A 23,797-nucleotide genomic window follows, 5' to 3' on the forward strand; every position below is an offset into this window, starting at 1 on the left:
GCAGGCGCACCGCAGCGACGATCTTTGAGATACTTGTCTGAAATATTGATATTCGCGCCGGCGCCAGGCGCCGGTCTGCACCGCCTGGAACGACGATGAAATCGCCCGAAGACCTCACTGTTTCCGCGCGCGCCGCATGGCGCAAGCCATTCGTGTTCATGCACGGCTCGGCTCGGCGGTTCGTCGGTCCATTGGCGGCGTTGGCGCTTTGCGTGGTCTTGCTAGTGGTGTTCCAACATATCTTGCGGCGTGTCGACTACCCGCAGATCGTTCGCGAGCTCCGTGCACTGAGTCTGAATGTCTGGGCCGCCTCACTGGCTGCCACGGCGGTGAGTTATGTCGCGCTGGTGGCGCGCGATTGGGCAGGACTGCGCTACGTGGGCGCCACCGTCAGCCGCACGAACCTGTGGATCGGCGCGAGTGTCGGTTCCGCGCTTGGTAACGTGACCGGTTTCGGCGCATTGACGGGGGGCGCGGTACGCTTGCGCGTCTACGGGGCGAACGGCGTGCAGCCCGCCCAAGTTGGTCGCTTGACGGCGTTCACCAGCGTAACGCTGGCGCTGACCCTGGCAGTGATGACCGGTGCCGGCATGTGGTTCAGCGCGACCCACCTGGCACCGATGTTCCGTCTGCCGGCATGGATGCTCCGGATCATGGGCGGGATGATCGTGCTCGCCTTCGTCGCCTTGGTGATGGGCTGTGGCAAGGAAGCGCGGGCAGTGCGATTAGGCGCGACGCGCCGCACGGCCAACGCGGTCGAATTGGTGGGTGAGCCCATCGAGATCGTGGCGGGCTTCGATGGCGGCGCCGCACCCGCGGTCGCCTCGCCGGCGCCGTCATTGCCGCGCTGGATGCGATGGTTCAACGCGCTCGGCTTGTCGGTGCCGGCGCGTAATGTGTTGCTGGCGGAAATGGTGTTCTCGATCGCCGATGTCGTGACCGCCGGGCTCGCGCTATGGGTCATCTTGCCGCACGCCGATGTCGGCTTCATCAATTTCGTTGCGATTTATGCGGCCGCGCTACTGCTCGGCATGATCGGCCATACGCCGGGCGGTCTCGGTGTGTTCGAGGCCGCGATGGCTTTCGCGCTGGGCCGTAGTGTGCCGTTGTCGTCGATCGTCGGCGCGTTGCTGGCCTATCGGGTGATCTATTTCGTCCTGCCGCTGCTGCTTTCCGCGGCGCTGCTGGCGGTCTTCGAAGGGAGGATGCTGAAGTCGAAGCTGGCGCCGGTGCGAATCGGCTGGCTGGCCCCGGTGTTTCTCAGCACGCTGACATTCGCCGTCGGGAGCATGCTGGTGCTCTCGGGCGCGGTGCCGGCTTACAAGACGCGCTTGTCGGTGTTGAAGGACTGGTTGCCGCTCTGGGTGCTGGAAAGCTCGCAGATACTGGCCAGCTTGTTCGGCGTGTTGCTGCTGTTCGTCGCGCGGGGACTGTTGCGTCGGCTCGACGGTGCGTGGTGGCTCGCAACCATTATCGTGTCGATCAATCTCGCCTTGTCGGTAACGAAGGGGCTAGCGTTCTTCGAGGCCGGGGTGTTGCTGGTCATCCTCGCGTTGCTGCTCTTGTCGCGGCGGCAATTTAATCGATCGTCCTCGCTGTTCGCGGAGCGCTTCACGTTTGGCTGGATGGTGTCGGTCGGCATTGTCCTCGCGCTGTCCGTCTGGCTCATGTTTTATGCGTTCCGTAACGTGCCATACACGGACGACCTGTGGTCGGCTTTTGCGTTCGACGAACGCGCTCCGCGGGCATTACGGACCGTGCTGGGGGCGGTGCTACTTGCCGCGGCGTTGTCGGTCTGGCAATTGCTGCGGCCCGCGCGCGGCCGGTTTGTCGCGCCGCCGCTCTCGGATATCGCGGATGCGGGCCGCATCGTGCGCGCGCAGCCACGTAGTGATGCCGGCCTTGCCATGATGGGCGACAAGAGCTTTCTGTTTTCCAAGTCGCGAAAGGCCTTTCTGATGTATGCCAAGCGTGGCCGCACGTGGGCCGCGTTGCATGATCCGGTCGGGGCACGCGACGAATGGGCCGGGTTGATTCGCGAGTTCGTGGCGTTGGCGCATGCGCATGGTGGCCGCGCGGCGTTTTATCAGGTGCGGGCCGAGGCGCTGCCGTTGTATCTCGATGCGGGTCTGACGCTGGTCAAGCTCGGAGAGGAGGCGCAGATCGACCTGCATGCGTTCGAGATGACGGGACCGCATCGCGCCAATTTGCGTTATGCGATGAAGCGGGGTGAAAAAGATGGTCTTTCCATGCAAGTAGTGGACAAGGCGCACGTCCATGCGTTCGTGCCAACCTTGCGCCGTATCTCGGATACCTGGCTGGACAGCCGTTCGGCAAAAGAGAAGAGTTTTTCGGTCGCCGCGTTCACACCGGAATATCTGGCGTCGCAGAGCGTGATCGTAATTTCGCAAAATGGCCTGCCCGTGGCGTTCAGCACGTTCATGACGACCGATTTAAACGAAGAGGCGACCATCGGCGTCATGCGGCATTTGAATGAGGCTTCGCCGTACACGATGGAATACCTGTTCACGTCGCTGGCCTTGCATCTGAAAAAAGCGGGTCTGCGCACGTTGAGCCTCGGCATGTCGCCATTGTCCGGCATGACGCCCAGCCCGTTGGCCTCGCCGTGGTTCCGTCTGGGTGCACTGACGTGGCGATTCGGCGGGCGTTTTTACAACTTCCGCGGTTTGCGCGCGTTCAAGAACAAGTTCACGCCACAATGGGAGCCCCGTTATCTGGCCGCGTCGGGATCGGTGGGCGTGTTGTTTACGCTCGCGGACCTGTCGTTGCTCGCTGGCGGGTGGCGCTCCTGATCGCGGTGCGGCGCAAGGCACACACAGATACCATCACGCCGACGTTTGACGTTGGCATCATCTCCAGAAGGAACGAGGGTCGAGCATGAGCGGGGCAGAAGGTTGGCGCGCGGCGCCACAGCAGGCGGAAGAATATGCAGTACCTGTGGCAAGGAACGGTAGGGTGGGCCTGACAGCGGAATGGGCTGCCAACTGCGTCATCCACGCGCAGGATGGTATGTCTAGGCACGCCGTGCATCGCACACGCCATCCCATGAGGGTGGTGCGCGCGACGTGGTTGTCGGCGCTGCGTGGTGCGCTGCTCGGGTGGATCGTGTTTGCTGGGCCGGCGGCGATGGCGGCCGGCGGCCACGGCGGTGGCGGCCACGGTGGCGGTCCGGTTGGCATGCGTGCGGCGAAAACCACGACGCCGCCGAACAGCGCCTCCGCTCCGGTAGTGCCCCAACCCACTGCGACAGGAGAAAAAACCATTTCAGGCGGCTTGTTCGGCGACGTCACGTACTACGCGCCTGCCGGTTCACTACGCGGGTTCGTCGTGCTCTACTCCGGCAAGAGCGGCTGGCAAGCGTCGGATCGTGATGCGGCGCAAGCGCTCGCTAAAAACGGCGCGATGGTGGTGGGGGTGGACACACAGCGCTACGCCGCGCGTCTCTCTCACGAAAAAGAGGACGCAAGCGGTTGCCACTACCTGGTCGGCGATGCCGAGGCCGTCAGCCATCAATTGCAACGCGAGGCGCACTCGTCGCGTTATTTTTTGCCAATTCTTGCCGGTAGCGGGCAGGGCGCGCTAGTAGCCGAGCGTGCCTTGGGCCGTGCCCCGTCGAACACCTTGGCAGGTGCGATCGTGGTGGATCCGGATGGGACCTTGGACGCGCGCTTCGCCCCCTGCCCGAACGATCAGATGAAAGAGGGCAATGGTCCCAGCGGCTTCCTGAGCGCGGCGTCCACCAGCGGTGAAAGCGTCATGCCGGCAATTTCCACCGGGGGCCGGCCGTTGGTCACCAAGTATTTTCCGAAGGGAACGTCCGATGCCGATGTGATGAGCACGTTGGTGATCCCGCATCTGGCACAGACCGGCACGCCATCGAACGACGACGTATCCGATCTGCCGCTGGTGGCCATGCCCTCGTCGCAGCCGAGCGACCTGTTGGCGATTGTGATCTCGGGTGACGGCGGCTGGCGTGACCTCGATAAATCGGTGGCCGAGGCGATGCAGAAACGGGGCGTGAACGTGGTGGGTGTGGATGCGCTGCGCTACTTCTGGAGCGAGCATACCCCGGAGCAGACGGCGCATGATATTGCCCGGATCATCGAGGTGTATGGCAGGCGTTGGCACACCCAGCATGTGGCGTTGATAGGTTACTCTTTCGGCGCGGACGTGATGCCGTTTATGTATAACCGCTTGCCGTTGGAAGACAAGGTGCAGGTGTCGCTGATCGCGTTGATGGGTTTCTCGCCCAGGGCGGATTTCCAGATCCGCGTAACAGGCTGGCTGGGCATGCAGGCCAGCAGCAAGGCGTTGCCGACGCTTCCCGAGGCCGCGAAGATCCCCACACCGTTGCTGCAGTGTTTCTACGGTGTTGAGGAAGACGACACCGCCTGCCCGGAGCTGGCCAAGCGAGGTGTCAACGTGGTCAAGATGGAAGGCGGCCACCATTTCGGGGGCAGCTACGATGATTTGGCGTTGACGATCCTGAACCGCTGGAAGGCGCAGTTCAGCACGAAGTGACGATGCGATGGCGGGCACGTCGTGCCTGTCCGCCCGCCTTCAGCGTTTTAACGGCCCGTCACCGCGACGGATATCTCAGTCCCGCCCTCAGGTCCGTGACTGCCATGTTTGCGCAAGTTCGACCGCGCGGCGCGCATTGATGCGACCGTATCCGTAATAAGGACTGTGGCCGGTCGCATTGTACGTCACGCCGTCGGTTGCGTTACCGGGCGCGTCAATACGGTCGCATGCAGCAGCAAGAATACGGCGTAAGTCCTTTAGCGTCAGTTCATTTGCGATGGATAGAACCAACGCCGCCACGCCCGCTGCGCCGGGTGCGGCGCTCGATGTACCGCCGAAGTCGCTGCTGTACGCCGCAGTTATGCCGTTTCGCGTACCCAGTGTTACGGGTTGACTCCTGGCACCATTATGCCGTTGCGCGGCGCCAGGGAATTCGCTGCGGGTGATTGTCGGTGCCCAAATGCCGTAGGTACGCAGCGCTTGTCCACTCTGCCGCCGCTCCGGTAGTGTTGGTTGCTCGTCGTCACTCGGGAAGACGGCCAGCAGACGCGGACCGAAATTACTGTATTGCGATCGCTGCCCGTGCTCGTTGCAGGCTCCGATTGAGAACACCGCGGGATGGTTGTCCATTGCGTTTTTGTCAATGCAGCTGTTCGAGTTGCCCGACGCAAAAAAAATGGCGCACCCGAGTCCGCGGCGGCCCTTGGTCGTGGCGTGGTGGATAGCCTCGCGGAAGTAGGATGCCAATGGCGGCAAGCGCACATAGTGATCTGGGTCGTGTGGGTTCGACCAATAACCTGTAGGTATTCCCCAGGAGCAAACAATGACGTCTGCGCCGTGATCCGCCGCCCAGGCGAACGCACGTGCGCCGCCGAGATCGGATTCAAAGCCCCATTTCAATGGCATCAGCTTCGCATCGGGTGCGACGCCGCACGCACCATGCACGCCCGATGCACATGCAACCCCTGCTACTTGTGTGCCATGTGAGTGGCCTGGCGAAGTTGGCCTGACCTCCGCATGCTCATCGTACTCCGCGAAAGTTTGCGGTGCGACGAGTTTTTCCCAACTGCCGGCGAATTCCGGGTGGTCGATGTCGAAGCCGTCATCAATGACGGCGATGGTGATTCCCTTCCCCGTCGCTATGAGGTGTGCATCGACGACGTTCGCGCTGTTATCAATCGTAATGTCAGCCGCGTATTGGGTTTTTCTGAGGTGCCACTGTCGGCGGTCGATGATGCGTTCGCCTTGTGACGGCGGCCATTCTTCGAGGGTGTGCGGGGTGGCAGGGGTTTCGGCATGGACTTTACGACCACTTTCCATTCGCGATAGAGGCCAAAGCAAATCAGGGGTCGCGTACTCGATTTCCTCGTCGTTCAGTAATGTAAGCGCGATATCGAAAACCGCTTTGGGCGAGCCGATGGCACGGCCGGAGAAACCATTCGGGCTAAATGCCTCCGTGCGTATGTCGCTCAGTCCCGCTTCACGAAGATAGGCCGTCGCGGCCTCTTCGGCCCGCGCCGTTCTGAATTTGACGAAGATCGCGCCGGAGTAACGCGGCGGTTGCCCGCTCTGTGAGTCCACCAGCGCCCGAGCGACAAATGCCACCTCAGGCCAGTCAGCGATGATTTGCTTGGCCTGGGTCAGGCTGGATGCCGAGCCTGGCGCGAGTTCGACCAGAAATGTATTCGGCATACCCGTACGATCCTCATCCGCATCACGCATTCGGAAAGGCCATGGACCAGAGTCGATGCGCAAAAGCAAGGCGGCATTTTGGGCTGGCGCGCATCCCACGATCAGCAGCGTGTTGCTTTTTTCCAGATATAAGCAGCCTTCGTCTTTGCTACCCAAATAAACCGGGATTTTTTCCATCTATGTCTCTCCTTGTGCATGCACCACGCTAATGTGGGAGCATCGGCCTGGTGCCGATTTGGCCGGCATTGGCCCACGTTCATTGGCGCGCTCTTGCACCGTCCTTGCATTTGAGGCACGGACTTCTCAAGCGCGGGTCGAATCGAACATCGGAAGAATTATAAATAGGATTACGAAATAAAAATGGTGTCAAAAGGCGGGTACGGGTCTGATTCCGTGGCGAGGTGAGAGGGCCTGTCCGTTGCTGAAAGCGGATGGGCGTCCGCCATCAAAAGATTTCCAGGCGATCAAGCGTGCGTTGCGTGTTGCGCCTGCCGCATCGCGCGGCCTGGGCGCCATGTGCTGCGAGAATATGGCCGGCGAGCGCAGCGCGTGCTCAGTCTTTCGCGTTCAGCGCCGCGCGCGCCTGGGCCGCTGCTGCCCTGACCTGTTCTGGCGCGGTCCCGCCGGGATGATTCCGCGCGGAGACCGAGCCTTCCAGCGTCAAATACTGTGGCACGTCGTCGCCGAGCAAATGGGCGACGGCGGGCAGTTCGGTACGCCATTCGGCCACGGACAAGTCGCCCAGATCACAGCCCCGGTCGACACAGATTCGCACCGCGTGCGCCACGGCTTCGTGTGCATCGCGGAACGGCAGGCCACGCTTGACCAGGTAATCGGCTAGATCGGTTGCCGTCGAGAAACCTTGTGCGGCGGCGTGACGCATGGCGTCGGCCTTGACGGTGATGCCGGCAGCCATTTCAGCGAAGATCCGCAACGTGTCGACAACGGTGTCGACGGTGTCGAACAGGGGTTCCTTGTCTTCTTGATTGTCCTTGTTGTACGCCAAGGGCTGCCCTTTCATCAGCGTCAGCAAACCCATCAGGTGGCCGGTGACGCGACCGGTCTTGCCGCGCGCCAATTCCGGCACGTCCGGGTTCTTCTTCTGCGGCATGATCGACGACCCGGTGCAGAAGCGGTCGGCAATATCGATAAAGCCGATACGCGGACTGATCCACAGCACCAGCTCTTCCGAGAAGCGCGAGACGTGCGTCATCACCAATGCCGAGGCGGCGGTGAATTCGATGGCGAAGTCACGGTCCGAGACGGCGTCGAGTGAGTTGGCGCAGATGCCGTCGAAACCGAGTTGCGCGGCCACGAAGTCGCGATCGATCGGGTAAGTCGTGCCGGCCAGAGCCGCCGCGCCCAGGGGCAGACGATTGACGCGCTTGCGGCAGTCGCGCATCCGCTCGGTATCGCGGGTGAACATCTCGACATAGGCCAGCAGGTGATGGCCGAACGTGACCGGCTGAGCGACCTGCAAGTGGGTGAAGCCGGGCATGATCGTGTCGGCGTGTTGCGTCGCGAGATCGATCAATGCGGCGCGCAGCGCGCCGAGCAGGTCGATGATCGTGTCGATCTCCCCGCGCAGCCACAGGCGGATGTCGGTGGCGACCTGGTCATTGCGTGAACGACCGGTGTGCAGGCGCTTACCTGCATCGCCGATCAACGCCACCAGGCGCGCCTCGATGTTCAAATGCACGTCTTCGAGATCCAGCTCCCACGTGAATTCGTCACGCTCGATCTCGCCGCGAATCTGGGCCATACCGCGCTCGATGGCTGCCAAGTCTTCCTGGCCGATGATCTGCTGCCTGGCGAGCATGGTCGCGTGTGCGATCGAACCGGCGATGTCGACCAGGGCCAGGCGCTTGTCGAAAAAGACCGATGACGTGTAGCGCTTGACCAGATCGGACATCGGTTCGTTGAAGCGCGCGGACCACGCTTCGGCTTTCTTGGCAAATTGGGAGGTGGTCATGGCGGCGGCAGGTTTGTTCTAGCGGGGGCGCGGCGAGGCGCGGCGACCGCGGTTACGATAAGCGGAAATACGGGGAGATCGGGCGGGTTCGAGCCGGATCATTTCATTGCGGAAGCAAGCAAAAACCGTCCACGATAAAGCGGGCCATTATAGCAAGCAAGGCAGATGGCGAAAATCGCATTTTGTTGTGAAAAGAGAGGGTGATAAGGGGAGGCAGTGGCATTCCCTAACGCACTTCGGGTCAATGAACTGAAAACCTTGCTTTTGCGAACGAACCGACGCGCTCGACGTGCGCCAATCCTGGTAGCGGTTCGTTCGTTATACGTGCCGCGCGCAAGTTGCCGGGCGGCGCGTGTGCCCGTGCTACCATGCGGGACGTAGCGCGCAGGTCGTCCACGCCCATTCGGCGGGCCTTCTGCGACTTTTATGTTGTCAATCGTGTAGTCAGATCGCCCGTTCGGCGTGGGGGCGCAACGCATCGCATCGGCAAATTGGCCCCTGCGTTGACCCGGCGGTATTGTCCGGACATGTCCTCCTGCCGTGGCGCCAAGTTGATGAATGTCTCTTCTTCCTTGTTCGATGGTGCGTCCGCGCAACCACCCGCCAGCCTGACCATCGCGTCGCGCGAAAGCCGACTGGCGATGTGGCAGGCCGAATATGTCCAAGCCGCGTTGCGCGCGCTCTATCCGGCATGCGATGTCCGTATCCTCGGGATGACCACGCGCGGCGACCAGATTCTGGATCGTACCCTGTCCAAGGTGGGCGGCAAGGGCCTGTTCGTCAAGGAGCTGGAGGCCGCGCTGTACGCGGGCCGCGCCGATCTCGCCGTCCATTGCGTCAAGGATGTGCCCATGCAATTGCCGGACGGTTTTCTGATGACGGCGGTCATGGCGCGCGAGGATCCGCGCGATGCGTTGGTGGCGCGCCAGGGGACGATGTTGACCGCACTGGGCGATCTGCCGCCGGGTGCGGTGGTCGGCACGTCCAGCTTGCGCCGGGAGTCGATGATCCGCGCCCGTTATCCCCATCTTTGCGTGGCGAGCCTGCGCGGTAACCTCGACACCCGCCTGGCCAAACTCGATCGCGGCGATTACGCGGCAATCATCCTGGCCGCGGCCGGTCTGAAGCGGCTGGGCATGGCGCATCGGATCAGTGCGCTGCTCGACACGGACACGAGTTTGCCGGCCGTCGGGCAAGGTGCGCTATGTATCGAGATTGCAGCGGCCCGCCCGGACCTGTCGCGTTGGCTGGCGCCGTTGCATCACGCGCCGACGGCGTCGGCCGTGCAAGCCGAACGGATCGTCTCGCGGATGCTCGGTGGCAGTTGCGAAGTGCCGATCGCGGCCTTTGCGCGCTGGTCCGATGCCACGGACGCCGAAACCGGTTCCGGAGGGGGGCAGGGTAGCTTGCAACTACGGGCGCGTGTTGCCATGCCCGACGGGTCGCGCGCCTTGCACGCGCAGGGCGAGGGTGCGGCGACGACGCCGGACGCGGCCGAATCGATTGGCCGACATGTCGCGGAATCGCTGATCCAGCAGGGCGCGCTGGAAATCGTCAATGCGCTGGTATCCGCGGGTGGTGATCGGAATCCGTCCGCGCCGCCCGCCGCCGGACACCGTGCCGTCGGTGGCGACGTCAAGGACGCCGATACGGACGGCAAAACGGATCCCGGCGTGTGAGTACGCCGCGCGATCTCCCCGTGACCGAGCCCGCGGCATCCGCCGTGCCGGAAGGGCCTGTCGCCGATAACCGTGCCGTGAACGCCGCATCGCCGATTTTCACGGCAATCCTGACGCGGCCAGCGGGTCAATCGGCTCCGCTGGCGAAGCGATTGACCGACGGTGGTGTGCCCTCGATCGATTTTCCGTTGATCGGGATATTGCCGGCCGAGGATACCGCGCCGTTACAGGCGGTGCTGGCCGCGGTTGAAGCGTCGCCGATTGCGTATCGGCTGATCTTCTTTGTATCACCGAATGCCGTCACGCACGCGTTTGCCTATGCTGCCTCGCAAGGGGTCGATCTGGCGCGGATATGGGCATTGCAGGCGGCCTCGGCATCACCATCCTTAGCCAATGACGATGGCGATGGCGACGATCCGATGCAGGGTGTCCAGCACGCCAATGCCAATACTTCCCTGACGTCTCCCGCCACCGAACGGGGCGTCGCGCCAGCATCCGTGTCATCGGCCGTACGCCACCCTGCGTTCACCGGAGCGCCGTGGATAGCCGCTGTCGGCCCTGGCACGCTCATGGCATTGGCTCATCACGGTATTCACGCGAGCAGCCATCGACTGGTGTCCCCAGATGGCGCGGAAGGCGTCATGCGCGCGATGCGCGAGGGCGACCCGGCGCAGGTGACTGATGCGGTGCGTTTTGATTCCGAGGCCCTTGTCGCCGCCCTCGACGCTGTCGTGCCGCGCACCGCTTGGCGGGGCGAGCGCGTCCTGATTCTGCGAGGCGATGGTGGCCGGGAGTGGTTTGCCGACCTGTTACGCGAGGCCGGTGCACAAGTGGATGTCGTGTGCGCGTATCGCCGGATGCTCCCGGCGCCGGATGCCGCGGCGTGGCGGCCGATCGAAACATTGGTGGATGGCGATGCGCCCGCTGCCTGGGTCATGGGCAGCTCGGAGGCGGTACGTAACCTGCGCGCACTGGCGGAAGCGCGGTTTGGCGAGGGCGAGCGCCTGCGCGCATTGCTGCATATGCCGGTGCTGGCGCCGCATCCTCGAATCGCCCACGCAGCCGAACGCGCGGGTTTTGATACGATATGGCATTCCGATGCGGGCGATCTGAACCTGGCCCGCGCGATTTTCGCGGCCTCCGAACGACTGACAAAAAAGCAGAACACCGACGGCATGACAGAAGAGAACACAGGTAATACGGCCGCTCCTGCGGCCCACTCCCCAGGCACGGCGTCCCCGGCGGGTACGACCTCGGCCCAGCGGCCAAGCGCGCCCTACGTGGCTGGTGCCAGCCCGGCCATCCCGCATTCCCGCCATGCCGGCATGATCGGTTCGCTATGGCTGGTGGTCATCCTGGCGGTTTCCGCGGGAGCGGCGGGCGGCTGGTGGCTGAACGCACGTTTCAACCATGAGCTGGACGCGTTGCGGATACGTCAGACCTCCGGTGACCAGGCGCTTGCCGACGCGCGCGAAAAAAGTGCGCAGTCGCTCCTCGCGGCCCACCAATTGGACAACGCGTTCGCGGCATTGTCGGGCAGGATAAATGACACCCAGACGCAGCAGCAGGCGTTGCGGCAGATGTATCAGGACCTGGCGCGTAACCGTGACGACTGGGTGATGACGCAGGCCGCGCAGACGTTGTCCAGTGCCAACCAGCAACTGCAATTGACCGGCGACGTGCATATGGCGTTGTACGCATTGCAGAACGCGGACACGGAATTGTCGACCAGCAGTGCGCCGCAAGTGCTCGACGTGCGCCGTGCAATTGCTGCCGACATCGACAAGTTGAAGGCCGTGCAGGTGGTGGATGTACCCGGTCTCGCGCTGCGATTGGATCAGGCTATCGCGAAAGTCGACGACTTGCCGTTGTCAGGGGATGTGTCGCCCCGTGCGGACGCATCGGCAACCGCGGCCGTCGCGGCATCGGGTGTCACGGCCGCCGCGGCATCAAGCGCATCGGACACCGGGATAGCGCCTTGGTATAAAGGCGGCGTGTTCACTGCCGCTTACTGGCGCGCGGCATGGGCGACGCTGACGCATCGCGCCAGCGACTCCGCATCGCGGATGGTGACGGTCCGCCGTATCGATCGGTCGAACGCCGACGCGATGTTGATCGCCCCTGATCAGGACGCCTATCTGCGGCAGAACGTCACGCTGCGGCTGCTGTCCGCGCGCCTGTCATTACTGTCGCGCAACGAGGCATCGATGCAGTCCGATCTTGCGGCCGCGGATGACGCGCTTGCCAGGTATTTCGACCCGTCGTCGCCGAGCGTCGGACAGGTCCGGGAAACGATCGCGAGCGTGCGCGGCGCGGCACGGCACGTGGATATCCCCACCCTGGACGGCAGCCTGCAGGCCTTGCGTCAGAACATGTCGCGGGGCTGACCACGATGACGCTCAAGGGATTGATCTGGATCGCGGCGTTGTTTGTCATTGCCGTCGGGGTGGCGTTGGCGGGGCATGCCCAGCAGGGGCATGTGATTCTGCTGTATCCGCCCTATCGGCTCGACATGACGCTGCATGTATTGATCGGCGCCGTATTCGCATTGTTTGTCGCGCTGTATGTCGTCATCCGCCTGTTCCGCAGTGTCTGGAAAATGCCAGAGCGTTTCGCCGGTTTCCGGTCGCGTTCACGCACCTCAAAGGCGAATGCGGCGTTGCGTGAGGCGATTGCGCATTTCCACTCGGGACGATTCTCGCGTGCCGAGAAATCGGCTCGCAGCGCGGCTGCCATTCGCGAGAACACCGACAGCGCCGGACTGATCGGTGCGTTGGCGGCCCACAGGATGCGCGAAACGGTACGGCGAGATGCATGGCTGGACAGCATCAAGGGTAACGCATGGTGGGACGCCAAGCTGCTGGCACTGGCCGAGATGCAGGAGGACGCGCATGACCCGCAAGCCGCGCTGGTCTCGCTGAATGCATTGGAAGTGCAGGGTGCGCGTCGCTTGCGGGCACAACAGCTGGCGCTTCGCGCGCATCGCGATCTGCATCATTGGGATGACGTGTTGCGCATCGTCAAATTGCTGGAAAAGCGCGAGGCCATCGATGAAGCCAGCGCATCGCAGCTCAGACGGCAAGCGGCGGAACACGTGCTGCGTGAACGCAAGCATGATGCCGGCAAGCTGCTGGAGGGCTGGAAGAGCCTGCCTTCGAACACGCGCCTTGCGCCGCGTGTGGCGGACCTGGCCGCCGAGCTATTGCTCGAACTCGATCGGGCCGACGATGCACGGCGGATTGTCGAGCAGGCATTGGCCGAGCATTGGGATGGCAAGCTGGTGCGCCGCTACGGCAGCTGCGGTGGCTCAGATCCGCTGCCGGCGATCCAGCGGGCGGAGACGTGGCAAAGTGCGCATCCCAACGACCCGGACCTGAGTTTTGCGCTGGGTGCCTTGTGTATCCAGCAGCGTTTGTGGGGCAAGGCGCAATCGTTCCTGGAAAGCGCGCTGAAACATGCCGATCATCCGGCAACGACGGTTCGAACGCATCGCTTGCTTGGCGACATGTATGAATCGCTCGGTGATGCCGACAATGCCGCGAGGCATTACCGGGAAAGCGCCCGGGCGTTTGATTTACACTAATGGCCATTGGCGTGGCGCTGCGTCGTGGGTTGCACGCCGCGCCAGCCCCTTTATTTCGAATCAACCTGATCAACACTGAGAGTGCGCTATGAGTTTCAATGACGTCCCGGCGGGCAAGGACCCCCAGAACAATGATTTCAACGTGATCATCGAAATCCCGGCGCAAAGCGATCCGGTCAAGTATGAAGCCGACAAGGAGACGGGCCTGCTGTTCGTCGATCGTTTTATCGGCACCGGCATGCGCTACCCGGCGAACTACGGCTACATCCCGCAGACGCTGGCTGGCGACGGCGACCCGGTGGACGTGCTGGTGATTACGCCGTTTCCGCTGCTGGCCGGTTCGGTCGTGCGCGCGCGCGCGGTCGGCATGCTGAATATGACGGATGAGTCCGGCGTGGATGCGAAGCTGGTCGCGGTCGCGCATGACAAGATCTGCCCGGCGACGTCGGATATCAAGACGATTGACGATGTGCCGGCGTATTTGAAGGACCAGATCAAGCACTTCTTCGAAAACTACAAGGCGCTGGAAAAGGGCAAGTGGGTCAAGGTGGAAGGGTGGGAAGGGCAGGACAAGGCCCAGAAGGAAATAACCGAAGGGCTGGCCGCGTACAAGAAGTAAATAGGCCCTCGCCACCAGGCGAGCGCGTTCGTCAGCCTGCGCCGCTTACCCACGACCGACACCGACACCGCAAAGGCGCATATCAATGCCGGTTTGCGGTGTTTTTTTTGACGTTCAACGGTGGCGATCAGTCTGGCGCTTGCCCCGGAGGAGGCACGTAAAAAAAGGTGTCCGTGAATCCGGTCTCGGGATCACGCCACTCGGCAAGCACGCCAAAACCTGCCTCACGTCCCATGGCGGCGATACTGCCTGCTCCGAACTTCACGCTATGCGCCATGTTCAAGCGCTCGCCTTCCTCGATGACTAGCGTCGCGCCAGCTTTACGGAGCGACACGTACTGCGTGGAACGCGCGACCAGTGCGGGTTCCACGATGGCAAGGTTGTATGGGAGCGGGCCCGCAAGCGATTTAGCGCTCACCGTATAGTCGAATGAGGTCAAATCAAAATCACCGTCCAAGGCGCGATTGACGAAATTCAGCGCATTCTTGCCAAACGCGGCTTCAATCCCGAGCGCGTCGTTGTACTGGTGCGTTGTCTCGGTATGAGAATGGATACCCTCCGTGCCGATCAATAGCGCATCGCCCGGACGCATCTGCTCGCGGACTTCTGCCAGGAACGGAACGATCGCATCGGCATCGAATTCTGAAATCGCACTGTTCAGGAATAGAGATAGCAGTGGCGCGTCGTCGGGCCTGATTTCGCTGATCATGCGCAACGCGGGGAGATAAGTGGTTTCGAATGGAATCACCTCCACGGCGTGCAGGTTAGCCATCGTCACGGTGCATTGACGCAACGCCTCCTCCGAAATATCGACGGCGAACAATGTCGTGGACATCTTTGTCGCGATGGCTTCGACGATGACGCGTGTCTTCTGTCCCGAGCCACACCTGAGATCCGCGATATGGCATTGCAAGATCGGTGCGCGGGAAATGCTTTGACTGACGGGCAAGCACTGTCGGCTTTGTGCCCATGCAACGATATGCGCGACGTGCGCTTGAAGGATGGCATTTTCCGCGCGGAATTGATGATTTTCGGGAATCAGCGTGAGGGCATGGTGGAGCGTGGATCCGAGCCCATCGTAGAGTGCGAACGCGGGAATGCAACGGCGGCCGCGCTGCTGTATCGCCGCGAGCAATGCCGCTTCCTGGTCATCGAGATACACAGGCGGCGCTGGATGCGTGCCTTGCACGCCGTCCGTCTCGATGTTCGTTACGTATGCGTCTACCGGTGCAAGCATGTCTGACTCCTTTCGATATCGGATTCGCAAGGTTGCGCGTCTCATCAGTCGCAATGGCACGCTGAAATTGGCAGGATCAATCCGCTTTCGATAGTAGGAGTCGTACCAAACCACCTCCAAAAAGACATGCGTTGCACGTCACGCGCTTTCGGCGTGCCCCGTCACGATATGGCGGCCCCTCTTTAAAACACGACGCTGACGCAGCGCAGGCGCGACAATGTACGTCGCCAGCGAGGGAAAAAGATCGTGGTGCCGTTTCGTGCTATGTCCGCTGTTTGAAGGGATCATGTTCGCGCAGCTCGTCGACGTAGTTACCGATGCCTGCCGTCTCACGCGCGAGGAAGTGGGCCACGGCATCGGAAAACGAAGGGTGCGCCAGCCAGTGCGCCGAGCGTGTCACGGTCGGCAGGAAGCCGCGTGCCATCTTGTGCTCTCCCTGGGCACCCCCTTCGAATACCGCGATCCCTTCATCGATGCAGAACGACAATGGCTGGTAATACGCGGTCTCAAAATGCAGGCAGTCGATATGTTCGATTGCGCCCCAATAGCGTCCATATAGCGTGCCGCGCGGTGCGGTTGTCTTCGTCGTGCCTGTCGTTGCCGGGGCGTCCGCGGTGCGTGTGGACGCGGCGCCGGTATCCGTATCGGCAACGTCACTTGTCCCGCCGATCGATCGGTCGTACACCAGCAGAGAGCTGGCCACCGGCCTTCCTTCCTTCTCGGCAATCACCAGCAGCAAATTTTCTGGCATCGTTTCCGCGATCGACTCGAAGAATGCCAGGTTCAGATAGGGTGTCGAGTGATGTTCGCGGTAGGTGTGCCGATAGCATCGATTGAAAAATCGCCAGTCTTCCGGTGTTGCATCCTCGCCGCGAACGCGTCGGAACGTCACCCCGGCCTCTTCGACGCGCCGTCGCTCGGCGCGGATGTTCTTGCGTTTTTTCTGGTTTAGCGTGGCAAGGAAATCGTCAAATGAGGTATAGCCGGCGTTCAGCCAATGAAACTGCACCGCGGTCCGCGCCATCATCCCGGCATTATCTAGCAGGTTGGCTTCGTGTTCGGTCGGGTAGAGCACATGCAACGACGACAGGCCGGATTGCTTTGCAAACGCAACCAGCACCTGTGCCAGCGCGAAGCGCGCGGTATCGTCCTCGGCCAGCAGGCGTGTGCCGCTCACCGGCGTGAACGGCACCGCGCACAGCAGCTTTGGATAATATGCCTGGCCATGCTGCTCGTAGGCATTTGCCCAGGCCCAATCGAACACATATTCGCCATAGGAATGCGATTTGAGGTACAACGGCGCAGCCGCGACAAGCCGTTCACCGGGGCCTGGCGGGGCTTCCGAGGAACTGACCGTATGTTCGGTGTCGGCATCGCTGCCGTCGGCCGCCTCGTTTTCTAGGGGCGGGGTTGCCGTTGTCACGACGGCATCGTCACGCCACAAGGTGACAAAACGCGGCGCCCAGCCCGTCTCGTCGGTCGCGCAGCCGGTGGCCGTCAACGCCGACAGGAAGGCGTGTTTCAGGAAAGGTGTGGGCCGCGGCTGGCGCGCCAGTAGCGCGTCCCAGGCTGCGGCGTTGATTTCGGCGGGCAGGGCCGCAATGCGCATGCGATAATTCATCGAAATCCGTTCATGATCACAGGACGATCCAGACCGTGCGGCGTGCGAGACGATGCTCGTCTTCGCAGGACGCCGCGGAGAGAACACGATACCGCACGGTGCACTGTCAAAACGGCCGAACCCATGCCCATCCGAATCGCGCTTGCGCAAATCAATACGACTGTCGGTGATTTTTCCGGCAATACCGAGAAAATCGTTGCCGCGGCCCGCGACGCGCACGCCCAGGGTGCGCGCGTCTTCGTGACGCCGGAACTCGCGTTGGCCGGCTATCCGCCGGAAGATTTGCTGCTACGTCCGGCATTTTTCGCTGCCAGCCAGAAAGCGCTGACGGCGTTGTGCCATGCGTTGCGGCCGTTGACGGGACTCTACGTGGTTGTCGGGCACCCGTTCCGCAGAAATCCTAACGCAAATGCGGCCGGCGTGCCGGCCGCGGCGCGGGCACCGGACGGGGCGGCAAACTATGACCGCCACGACAACCTGAATCGCGCCACGCACGACGCCCCGCCGAATCTGGCGCCGATCGACCGCAGCCTGCCGCCACGCGATACCTTCAATGCGGCCTCCCTGATCGTCGACGGCGAGATTATCGGTACGTATTTGAAGCAGGAATTGCCGAACGGCGAGGTGTTCGATGAAAAGCGTTATTTTGCTTCTGACCCCACGCCGTTCGTCTTCGAGGTCGATCGTGTGCGATTTGGCGTGATCATCTGCGAAGATGCCTGGCACCGTAGCGCCGCGCTGCTGGCGCAGGCGCAGGGAGCGCAGGTACTGCTGGTGCCGAACGCGTCGCCTTATCATCTCGACAAGGGTGATACGCGCGTGCAGATCGTCCGGGAACGCATTCGGGAAAGCGGTTTGCCGGTTGTCTACGTGAACGCGGTAGGTGGACAGGACGAGTTGGTCTTCGACGGCGGTTCCTTCGTACTGGACGGCAGCGGGGAGCGCGTCGCACAGTTGCCGCAATTCGAGGAAAAGCTCGGCCTGGTCGACTTCGAGGTCGGCGAGGGCGTGCCGGTGGCCGCGCCGGGTGCCACGTTGGCACGTGCCGAATCGATCGAGGCGCAGGTCTATCGTGCGCTCGTATTGGGCGTGCGCGACTATATTGGCAAGAATGGCTTCCCCGGCGCGATCATTGGCTTGTCCGGCGGCGTCGACTCGGCGCTGGTGCTGGCGGTGGCCTGCGATGCGCTGGGTGCGGATCGGGTACGCGCGGTGATGATGCCGTCGCGCTACACCGCGGATATCTCGCTGGTGGATGCGAAAGACATGGCGGCGCGGGTGGGCGTGCGTTATGACATCGTCGAGATCGCGCCGATGTTCCAGGCCTTCGAAGGGGCGCTGGCAAGCGAATTTGCCGGGTTGCCGCTTGACGCGACCGAGGAGAATATCCAGGCACGTATCCGCGGTACGCTATTGATGGCGTTGTCGAACAAGTTCGGTTCGATTGTCCTGACCACCGGCAACAAAAGTGAAATGGCAGTGGGCTACTGCACGCTCTACGGCGACATGGCCGGCGGTTTCGCCGTGATCAAGGATATTGCAAAGACATTGGTTTACCGTTTGTGCCAGTGGCGTAATGGCACAGACGTATTCCGCACCCGCGACATCATCCCGGAGCGTATCCTGACCCGCGCGCCATCGGCTGAGTTGCGCGAGAATCAGACGGACCAGGACAGCCTTCCGCCGTACGAGACGCTGGATGCGATCATGCGGATGTATATGGAAGAAGATCGCGCACCGGAGGATATCGTCGCTGCCGGGTACGCGGCCGAAGACGTGAACCGCATCGTGCGCTTGATCAAGATCAACGAATACAAACGCCGGCAGGCGCCCATCGGTGTGCGCGTGACGCCACGCGCATTTGGCCGCGATTGGCGTTATCCGGTGACGTCGCGTTACGTAGATCGCGTGCCCGTGTGAAAACACGTCACGCCACAAAACCCTATTAGACAGAGAGCGATCAAGGAGGCGTTATGAAACAAATCACTGCAATCATCAAACCGTTCAAGCTCGATGAAGTCCGCGAAGCACTGGCTGCCGTAGGTGTAACCGGGCTGACCGTGACGGAAGTGAAGGGCTTTGGCCGTCAGAAGGGGCACACGGAACTCTATCGTGGTGCCGAGTATGTCGTGGATTTCCTGCCGAAGAACAAGGTCGAAGTGGTCGTGTCGGATGCGCAGGTGGATGCGGTGCTGGATGCGGTAGTCGCCGCGGCGCGCACGGGCAAGATCGGTGACGGCAAGATTTTTGTCAGCCCGGTTGACCGCGCAATCCGGATCCGGACTGGCGAAGAGGACGAAGACGCCGTCTGATCACAGGCACTGGCGCTGCGTTTGTAGCAACACCAGCAGGGCGCCGGCGCCCCCATCGCGCTCGCGCGCTTCAACAAAAGCCATCACTTCGTTTTTCTGCGTCAACCAGCTCCTCACCCGTCCTTTCAAGACGGGCTCCCGATTGACCGATCCCAAGCCCTTGCCATGGATCACGCGCACGCAGCGCAGACCACGTTTTGCGGCGTCGCGAAGAAACAGCGCCATCGCATCGCGTGCCTCGTCGGTGCGATAGCCATGTAGATCAATCTGGGCTTGGACCACCCAGTGCCCCCGCCGCAGTTTCCGGACGACTTCCTGACCTACGCCGTGGCGCTTGAACGACAGTCTGTCGTCGATATCGACAAGCACGTCCGGGTCGTAGGCATCGGACAATGCCTCGCGCATGACCTCCCGCTCGTTTTCCCGCGTCTTCAGCGGTAGCGGCAACGGTCGCGGTGCAAACGGCATGACGCGTTCGGGAGCCGTCATCGGCGCCACCTTACCAACCGTGCGCCGGAAGAGGTCGGCATCGGCCATTGCCTGCGCCGCGCGCTCGGCGGCCTCAAGGCGCGCACGCTCGCGGGCGATCGCGGCATCGGCGAGCGCCCGCCGCAGTCCTGCCAGTTCAGCCCATTCGGCAAAACTGGCGGAAGCATCCGCCTGGGCAGGCTTGCGTGCCATGATGCCGCACTTACCAGGCCTGCAGGCTTTCCGTCGCTTCCGGATCTTCCAGGAAGCGCTGAGCGTCGAGTGCCGCCATGCACCCCGTGGCGGCGCTGGTGATTGCCTGACGGTAGACGTGGTCTTGCACGTCGCCCGCCGCGAACACGCCTGGGACGCTGGTGGCCGTGGCGTAGTTGCGCGTGTTCTTGCCGGTGATGATGTAGCCGCCATGCTCCATTTCAACCTGGCCGGCGAACAGGTCCGTGTTGGGCTTGTGGCCGATTGCGACAAACAGGCCATCGACGGTCAGCGCCTTGACCGCACCGCCGTTATGCCTGACTTTCAGGCCCGTCACGCCGGACGGGTCTCCCACGACTTCCTCCAGCGTATGGTCGAACAGGATCTCGACCTTGCCTTCTGCGACCTTCTGCATCAAACGGTCCACCAGGATCGGCTCCGCGCGGAATTTGTCACGGCGATGAATGACGGTGACCTTGCTGGCGATGCCGCTCAGGTACAGCGCCTCTTCCACCGCCGTATTGCCGCCGCCGATCACCGCGCAGGGCTTGCCTTTGTAGAAAAATCCGTCACAGGTCGCGCAGGCCGAGACACCCTTGCCCATGAACGCCGTTTCGGACTCGAGACCCAGGTATTGCGCCGATGCGCCGGTCGCCAGGATCAACGCATCCGCCGTGTATTCGCCCGAGTCACCCAACAGGCGGAAAGGTCGCTCATTGAGCTTCGCGGTGTGAATGTGGTCAAAGACGATTTCCGTGTTGAAGCGCTCGGCGTGTTCAAGGAACCGTTGCATCAGTTCCGGGCCTTGGACGCCGCTGGGGTCGGCCGGCCAGTTTTCCACGTCGGTGGTCGTCATCAATTGACCGCCCTGAGCCATGCCGGTGATCAGCAGCGGTGACAAGTTGGCTCGCGCAGCGTACACCGCCGCGGTATAGCCAGCCGGTCCGGAGCCGAGAATCAGGACTTTTGCGTGTTTCTTGTCGGACATGACAGTGATTCCTATTGAGTGCCGTTGCCACAGATATCGGTATGATACCTGGGGCCGTGCGATCCGTTTTCAATCCCTGGCCTTATGTGGCGGTTTCCACCTCGCCGCGCCGTTTCACCGTGCGGTGACGGTGGGACAGCAGTAACGGTGCGGTCTGAGACCTCGCGGACACGGCCAACCCGTCCGACGCTAGGACAAAGACGATTCGCCGACAAAGTGTTACAAAACGGTGGTGTCTTGCCATTACATGCTTCGGCGCGCGCTCACGTAGGGACTGTTATTGAAAAAGGTCAGGAAAAACAACGTGTAACGCTCTTGTTTCGTATCCTGACGCGACCATTGGAGGCACCGTCCCGCGCCGTTTGCCACGCGGTGTGCGTGGTTTGCCGTACGCTTTGCGTCCATCGCCGGACCGGGCAGGATAAAATGACTACGCCGGAAGGATGGCGCGGGCCTCATGGCCGCCGGCATGCCACCGCGCACCCCCGACAGATTGATTGGATAAATGGCGAAAACCACCTTTACACCCGGCGCGCCTGCGTTACCGCATCGGATGTCGCGGCTCATCACCGAGATCCGCTGGCTGATTCAGGTCGCCGTCTCGATTTTCCTGCTGCTGTCTTTGCTCAGCTATGACCGGCGCGATCCGGCATGGACGCATGCGGCCCATGTCGACCACATTGCAAATTGGGGCGGCCGCGTGGGCGCGTGGACTGCCGACATGTTGCTCTTGTTGTTTGGTGTGTCCGCCTACTGGCTGCTGCTGTATGTTGCACGCCGCGTGGCGTTGAACTACCGACGTATCAGTGGCCATCCGCTGATCGTGTCCGCGTCCACCGCCGATGATCCGGCGGCACACGAACATGGCCGGATCGGCCCGATTGCCGAGGTGCTGGCGTTTGCGCTGGTCGTGCTGTCCAGCGTGGGGCTGGAAGCCATGCGGATGTGGTCGCTGACGATCCAGTTGCCACGTGCACCGGGTGGCGTGCTTGGCGACGTTGTTGCGCACGCGGTGCAGGGCGCGCTGGGTTTTACCGGCGGCACGCTGGCGCTATTGCTGATGCTGGCCATCGGTTTGTCGCTGTTCTTTCAGTTTTCCTGGCTGAGCGTTTGCGAGCGCGTGGGCGGTGCCATTATCTCCGGCGTCACGTTGGCGCGCTTGCGCCACGAGGCCGGGCGCGACCGCAAGGCGGGCGAGGTTGCCGCGACGCGTCGCGAGGACAAGGTCGTACGCAGCCGGGCGAAGGTGGAGGAGCACGAGCCGATTCAGATCGTGCCGCCGGCACCCGCGCCGCGCTCGGAGCGGGCGGAGCGGGAAAAACAGGTGCCTCTGTTCACCGATCTGCCGGGCGACGGCACGTTGCCCGCCCTGGCGTTGCTGGACGCACCACAGGCCGCGCAAGAGACTGTGTCGGATGACACGCTCGAATACACGTCCCGGTTGATTGAAAAGAAGTTGAAGGACTTCGGTATCGAGGCCGCGGTGATGGCGGCCTATCCCGGTCCGGTGGTGACGCGTTATGAAATCGAACCGGCCACGGGCGTCAAGGGCAGCCAGATCGTCAATTTGGCGAAGGATCTGGCGCGCTCGCTCTCGCTGACATCGATTCGCGTGGTCGAGACGATCCCGGGCAAGAATTTCATGGCCCTTGAGTTGCCGAACTCGCGTCGGCAGACCGTGCGTCTGTCCGAAATCCTGGGCTCCGACGTCTACAATGCCGCCGGATCAATGTTGACGATGGGCCTGGGCAAGGATATCGGTGGCAAGCCGGTGGTCGCCGATCTGGCGAAAATGCCTCACTTGCTGGTGGCCGGCACGACTGGCTCAGGGAAGTCGGTCGGGATCAATGCGATGATCCTGTCGCTGCTCTACAAAGCCAGTGCCGATCAGGTGCGAATGATCCTGATCGATCCGAAGATGCTGGAAATGAGCATCTACGAAGGCATTCCCCATTTGCTTTGTCCGGTGGTCACCGATATGAGCCAGGCCGGTCATGCGCTGAACTGGACGGTGGCGGAGATGGAGCGCCGCTACAAGCTGATGAGCAAGCTCGGCGTGCGTAATCTCGCCGGCTACAACAACAAGATCGACGAAGCGGACAAGAAGGGCGAGAAGATCGGGAATCCGTTCTCGCTGACGCCCGATGCACCCGAACCGTTGTCGAAGTTGCCGTCGATCGTCGTCGTTATCGACGAACTCGCTGACCTGATGATGGTCGTTGGCAAGAAGGTGGAAGAGTTGATCGCCCGGATCGCGCAGAAGGCGCGGGCGGCCGGCATTCACTTGATCCTGGCGACGCAGCGGCCGTCCGTCGATGTCATCACGGGTTTGATCAAGGCGAACGTGCCTACCCGCATTGCGTTCCAGGTGTCGTCGAAGATCGACTCCCGTACGATCCTGGACCAGCAGGGCGCCGACACGCTGCTCGGAATGGGCGATATGCTGTATCTGCCACCCGGATCGGGCTTGCCGGTGCGCGTGCATGGCGCATTTGTTTCCGATGAGGAAGTGCATCGCGTGGTCGATGATTTGAAGGCGCGGGGCGGCGAGCCGAACTATATCGAAGGCATCCTCGAAGGCGGTGTGGCCGGTGGCGGCGAAGGCGGGGAGGGCGGTGAAGGAGGCGATGCCGAAGCCGATCCGCTGTACGACCAGGCGGTCGAAATCGTGCTGAAGAATCGCCGCGCGTCGATTTCGCTGGTGCAGCGCCACTTGCGCATCGGCTATAACCGGGCTGCCCGCTTGCTGGAGCAGATGGAACAATCCGGCATGGTGTCGGCCATGGGCTCGAACGGCAACCGGGAAATCCTGGTCCCGCACCGGGAGGCGGATTAAGGCGGGATGGAAAGCGGGCATTCGCTCCGGGAAAG

Annotated in this window: 15 protein-coding genes; 9 read left to right on the plus strand and 6 right to left on the minus strand. The window is 62.3% G+C overall.

Annotation, left to right across the window (positions count from 1 at the left end; all coding sequences use genetic code 11):
- The first annotated feature begins 95 nt into the window (after window positions 1-95).
- Window positions 96-2,813 carry a bifunctional lysylphosphatidylglycerol flippase/synthetase MprF gene (gene mprF / locus SJQ66_RS18900; RefSeq protein ID WP_407691549.1) on the plus strand — a complete coding sequence of 906 codons (2,718 nt, stop codon included), beginning with the start codon at window positions 96-98 and terminating at the stop codon, window positions 2,811-2,813.
- Between the two features lie 85 nt (window positions 2,814-2,898).
- Window positions 2,899-4,542 carry a virulence factor family protein gene (locus SJQ66_RS18905; protein ID WP_320535159.1) on the plus strand — a complete coding sequence of 548 codons (1,644 nt, stop codon included), beginning with the start codon at window positions 2,899-2,901 and terminating at the stop codon, window positions 4,540-4,542.
- A gap of 87 nt (window positions 4,543-4,629) precedes the next feature.
- Here SJQ66_RS18905 and SJQ66_RS18910 read toward each other — a convergent pair whose 3' ends face one another.
- Together SJQ66_RS18910 and argH are read right to left on the minus strand one after the other, a co-directional pair.
- Window positions 4,630-6,411, minus strand: coding sequence for a S8 family serine peptidase (locus SJQ66_RS18910; protein ID WP_024902722.1), 1,782 nt, complete (start codon window positions 6,409-6,411; stop codon window positions 4,630-4,632).
- A gap of 376 nt (window positions 6,412-6,787) precedes the next feature.
- Complete coding sequence (gene argH, locus SJQ66_RS18915) at window positions 6,788-8,206, minus strand: argininosuccinate lyase (RefSeq protein ID WP_024902723.1); 1,419 nt, start codon at window positions 8,204-8,206, stop codon at window positions 6,788-6,790.
- A gap of 554 nt (window positions 8,207-8,760) precedes the next feature.
- Between argH and hemC the strand changes: the two genes are divergently transcribed.
- The 4 genes from hemC to ppa all read left to right on the plus strand — a co-directional run bounded on the left by hemC (window position 8,761) and on the right by ppa (window position 14,087).
- Window positions 8,761-9,885, plus strand: a complete 1,125-nt coding sequence (gene hemC / locus SJQ66_RS18920; protein WP_024902724.1) for a hydroxymethylbilane synthase — start codon at window positions 8,761-8,763, stop codon at window positions 9,883-9,885.
- Window positions 9,882-12,272 carry a fused uroporphyrinogen-III synthase HemD/membrane protein HemX gene (gene hemDX / locus SJQ66_RS18925; RefSeq protein WP_052738491.1) on the plus strand — a complete coding sequence of 797 codons (2,391 nt, stop codon included), beginning with the start codon at window positions 9,882-9,884 and terminating at the stop codon, window positions 12,270-12,272. Before hemC ends, hemDX begins: the two co-directional genes overlap by 4 nt.
- Window positions 12,273-12,277: 5 nt before the next feature.
- Window positions 12,278-13,468, plus strand: a complete 1,191-nt coding sequence (locus tag SJQ66_RS18930; RefSeq protein ID WP_024902726.1) for a heme biosynthesis HemY N-terminal domain-containing protein — start codon at window positions 12,278-12,280, stop codon at window positions 13,466-13,468.
- Window positions 13,469-13,556: 88 nt separating this feature from the next.
- A complete protein-coding gene (ppa, locus tag SJQ66_RS18935) occupies window positions 13,557-14,087 on the plus strand; it encodes an inorganic diphosphatase (RefSeq protein WP_046154149.1) in 531 nt (176 codons plus the stop codon).
- Window positions 14,088-14,214: 127 nt separating this feature from the next.
- Here ppa and SJQ66_RS18940 read toward each other — a convergent pair whose 3' ends face one another.
- Entirely contained in the window at window positions 14,215-15,324 is a 1,110-nt protein-coding gene (locus tag SJQ66_RS18940; protein WP_320535160.1) for an L-histidine N(alpha)-methyltransferase, read from the minus strand.
- A gap of 262 nt (window positions 15,325-15,586) precedes the next feature.
- Window positions 15,587-16,945, minus strand: coding sequence for a GNAT family N-acetyltransferase (locus SJQ66_RS18945; RefSeq protein WP_320535161.1), 1,359 nt, complete (start codon window positions 16,943-16,945; stop codon window positions 15,587-15,589).
- 123 nt (window positions 16,946-17,068) lie between these two features.
- On the opposite strand from SJQ66_RS18945, the gene SJQ66_RS18950 reads away from it, so the two are divergent.
- Entirely contained in the window at window positions 17,069-18,865 is a 1,797-nt protein-coding gene (locus tag SJQ66_RS18950) for an NAD+ synthase (RefSeq protein ID WP_024902730.1), read from the plus strand.
- A 53-nt stretch (window positions 18,866-18,918) separates the two neighbouring features.
- Window positions 18,919-19,257: a P-II family nitrogen regulator gene (locus tag SJQ66_RS18955; RefSeq protein WP_024902731.1), complete on the plus strand. Its 339-nt coding sequence runs from the start codon at window positions 18,919-18,921 to the stop codon at window positions 19,255-19,257.
- Here the strand turns inward: SJQ66_RS18955 and SJQ66_RS18960 are convergent, their stop codons facing one another.
- Entirely contained in the window at window positions 19,258-19,938 is a 681-nt protein-coding gene (locus SJQ66_RS18960; protein WP_320535162.1) for a Smr/MutS family protein, read from the minus strand.
- Window positions 19,939-19,948: 10 nt separating this feature from the next.
- Entirely contained in the window at window positions 19,949-20,926 is a 978-nt protein-coding gene (gene trxB / locus SJQ66_RS18965; RefSeq protein WP_024902733.1) for a thioredoxin-disulfide reductase, read from the minus strand.
- A gap of 553 nt (window positions 20,927-21,479) precedes the next feature.
- Here trxB and SJQ66_RS18970 point away from each other — a divergent pair.
- The gene (locus SJQ66_RS18970; protein WP_407691562.1) at window positions 21,480-23,762 is read left to right on the plus strand and encodes a DNA translocase FtsK; all 2,283 of its coding nucleotides are present in this window, start codon (window positions 21,480-21,482) and stop codon (window positions 23,760-23,762) included.
- Window positions 23,763-23,797: the final 35 nt, after the last annotated feature.

Origin of the sequence: Robbsia andropogonis, assembly GCF_034047095.1 — a bacterium.
GTDB classification, from domain to species: domain Bacteria; phylum Pseudomonadota; class Gammaproteobacteria; order Burkholderiales; family Burkholderiaceae; genus Robbsia; species Robbsia andropogonis.

Coding starts and splice junctions, on each gene's coding strand:
- mprF (WP_407691549.1), top strand. CDS start 96: ATGAAATCGCCCGAAGACCTCACTGTTTCCGCGCGCGCCGCATGGCGC.
- SJQ66_RS18905 (WP_320535159.1), top strand. CDS start 2,899: ATGAGCGGGGCAGAAGGTTGGCGCGCGGCGCCACAGCAGGCGGAAGAA.
- SJQ66_RS18910 (WP_024902722.1), bottom strand. CDS start 6,411: ATGGAAAAAATCCCGGTTTATTTGGGTAGCAAAGACGAAGGCTGCTTA.
- argH (WP_024902723.1), bottom strand. CDS start 8,206: ATGACCACCTCCCAATTTGCCAAGAAAGCCGAAGCGTGGTCCGCGCGC.
- hemC (WP_024902724.1), top strand. CDS start 8,761: ATGAATGTCTCTTCTTCCTTGTTCGATGGTGCGTCCGCGCAACCACCC.
- SJQ66_RS18930 (WP_024902726.1), top strand. CDS start 12,278: ATGACGCTCAAGGGATTGATCTGGATCGCGGCGTTGTTTGTCATTGCC.
- ppa (WP_046154149.1), top strand. CDS start 13,557: ATGAGTTTCAATGACGTCCCGGCGGGCAAGGACCCCCAGAACAATGAT.
- SJQ66_RS18940 (WP_320535160.1), bottom strand. CDS start 15,324: ATGCTTGCACCGGTAGACGCATACGTAACGAACATCGAGACGGACGGC.
- SJQ66_RS18945 (WP_320535161.1), bottom strand. CDS start 16,945: ATGAATTATCGCATGCGCATTGCGGCCCTGCCCGCCGAAATCAACGCC.
- SJQ66_RS18950 (WP_024902730.1), top strand. CDS start 17,069: ATGCCCATCCGAATCGCGCTTGCGCAAATCAATACGACTGTCGGTGAT.
- SJQ66_RS18955 (WP_024902731.1), top strand. CDS start 18,919: ATGAAACAAATCACTGCAATCATCAAACCGTTCAAGCTCGATGAAGTC.
- SJQ66_RS18960 (WP_320535162.1), bottom strand. CDS start 19,938: ATGGCACGCAAGCCTGCCCAGGCGGATGCTTCCGCCAGTTTTGCCGAA.
- trxB (WP_024902733.1), bottom strand. CDS start 20,926: ATGTCCGACAAGAAACACGCAAAAGTCCTGATTCTCGGCTCCGGACCG.
- SJQ66_RS18970 (WP_407691562.1), top strand. CDS start 21,480: ATGTCGCGGCTCATCACCGAGATCCGCTGGCTGATTCAGGTCGCCGTC.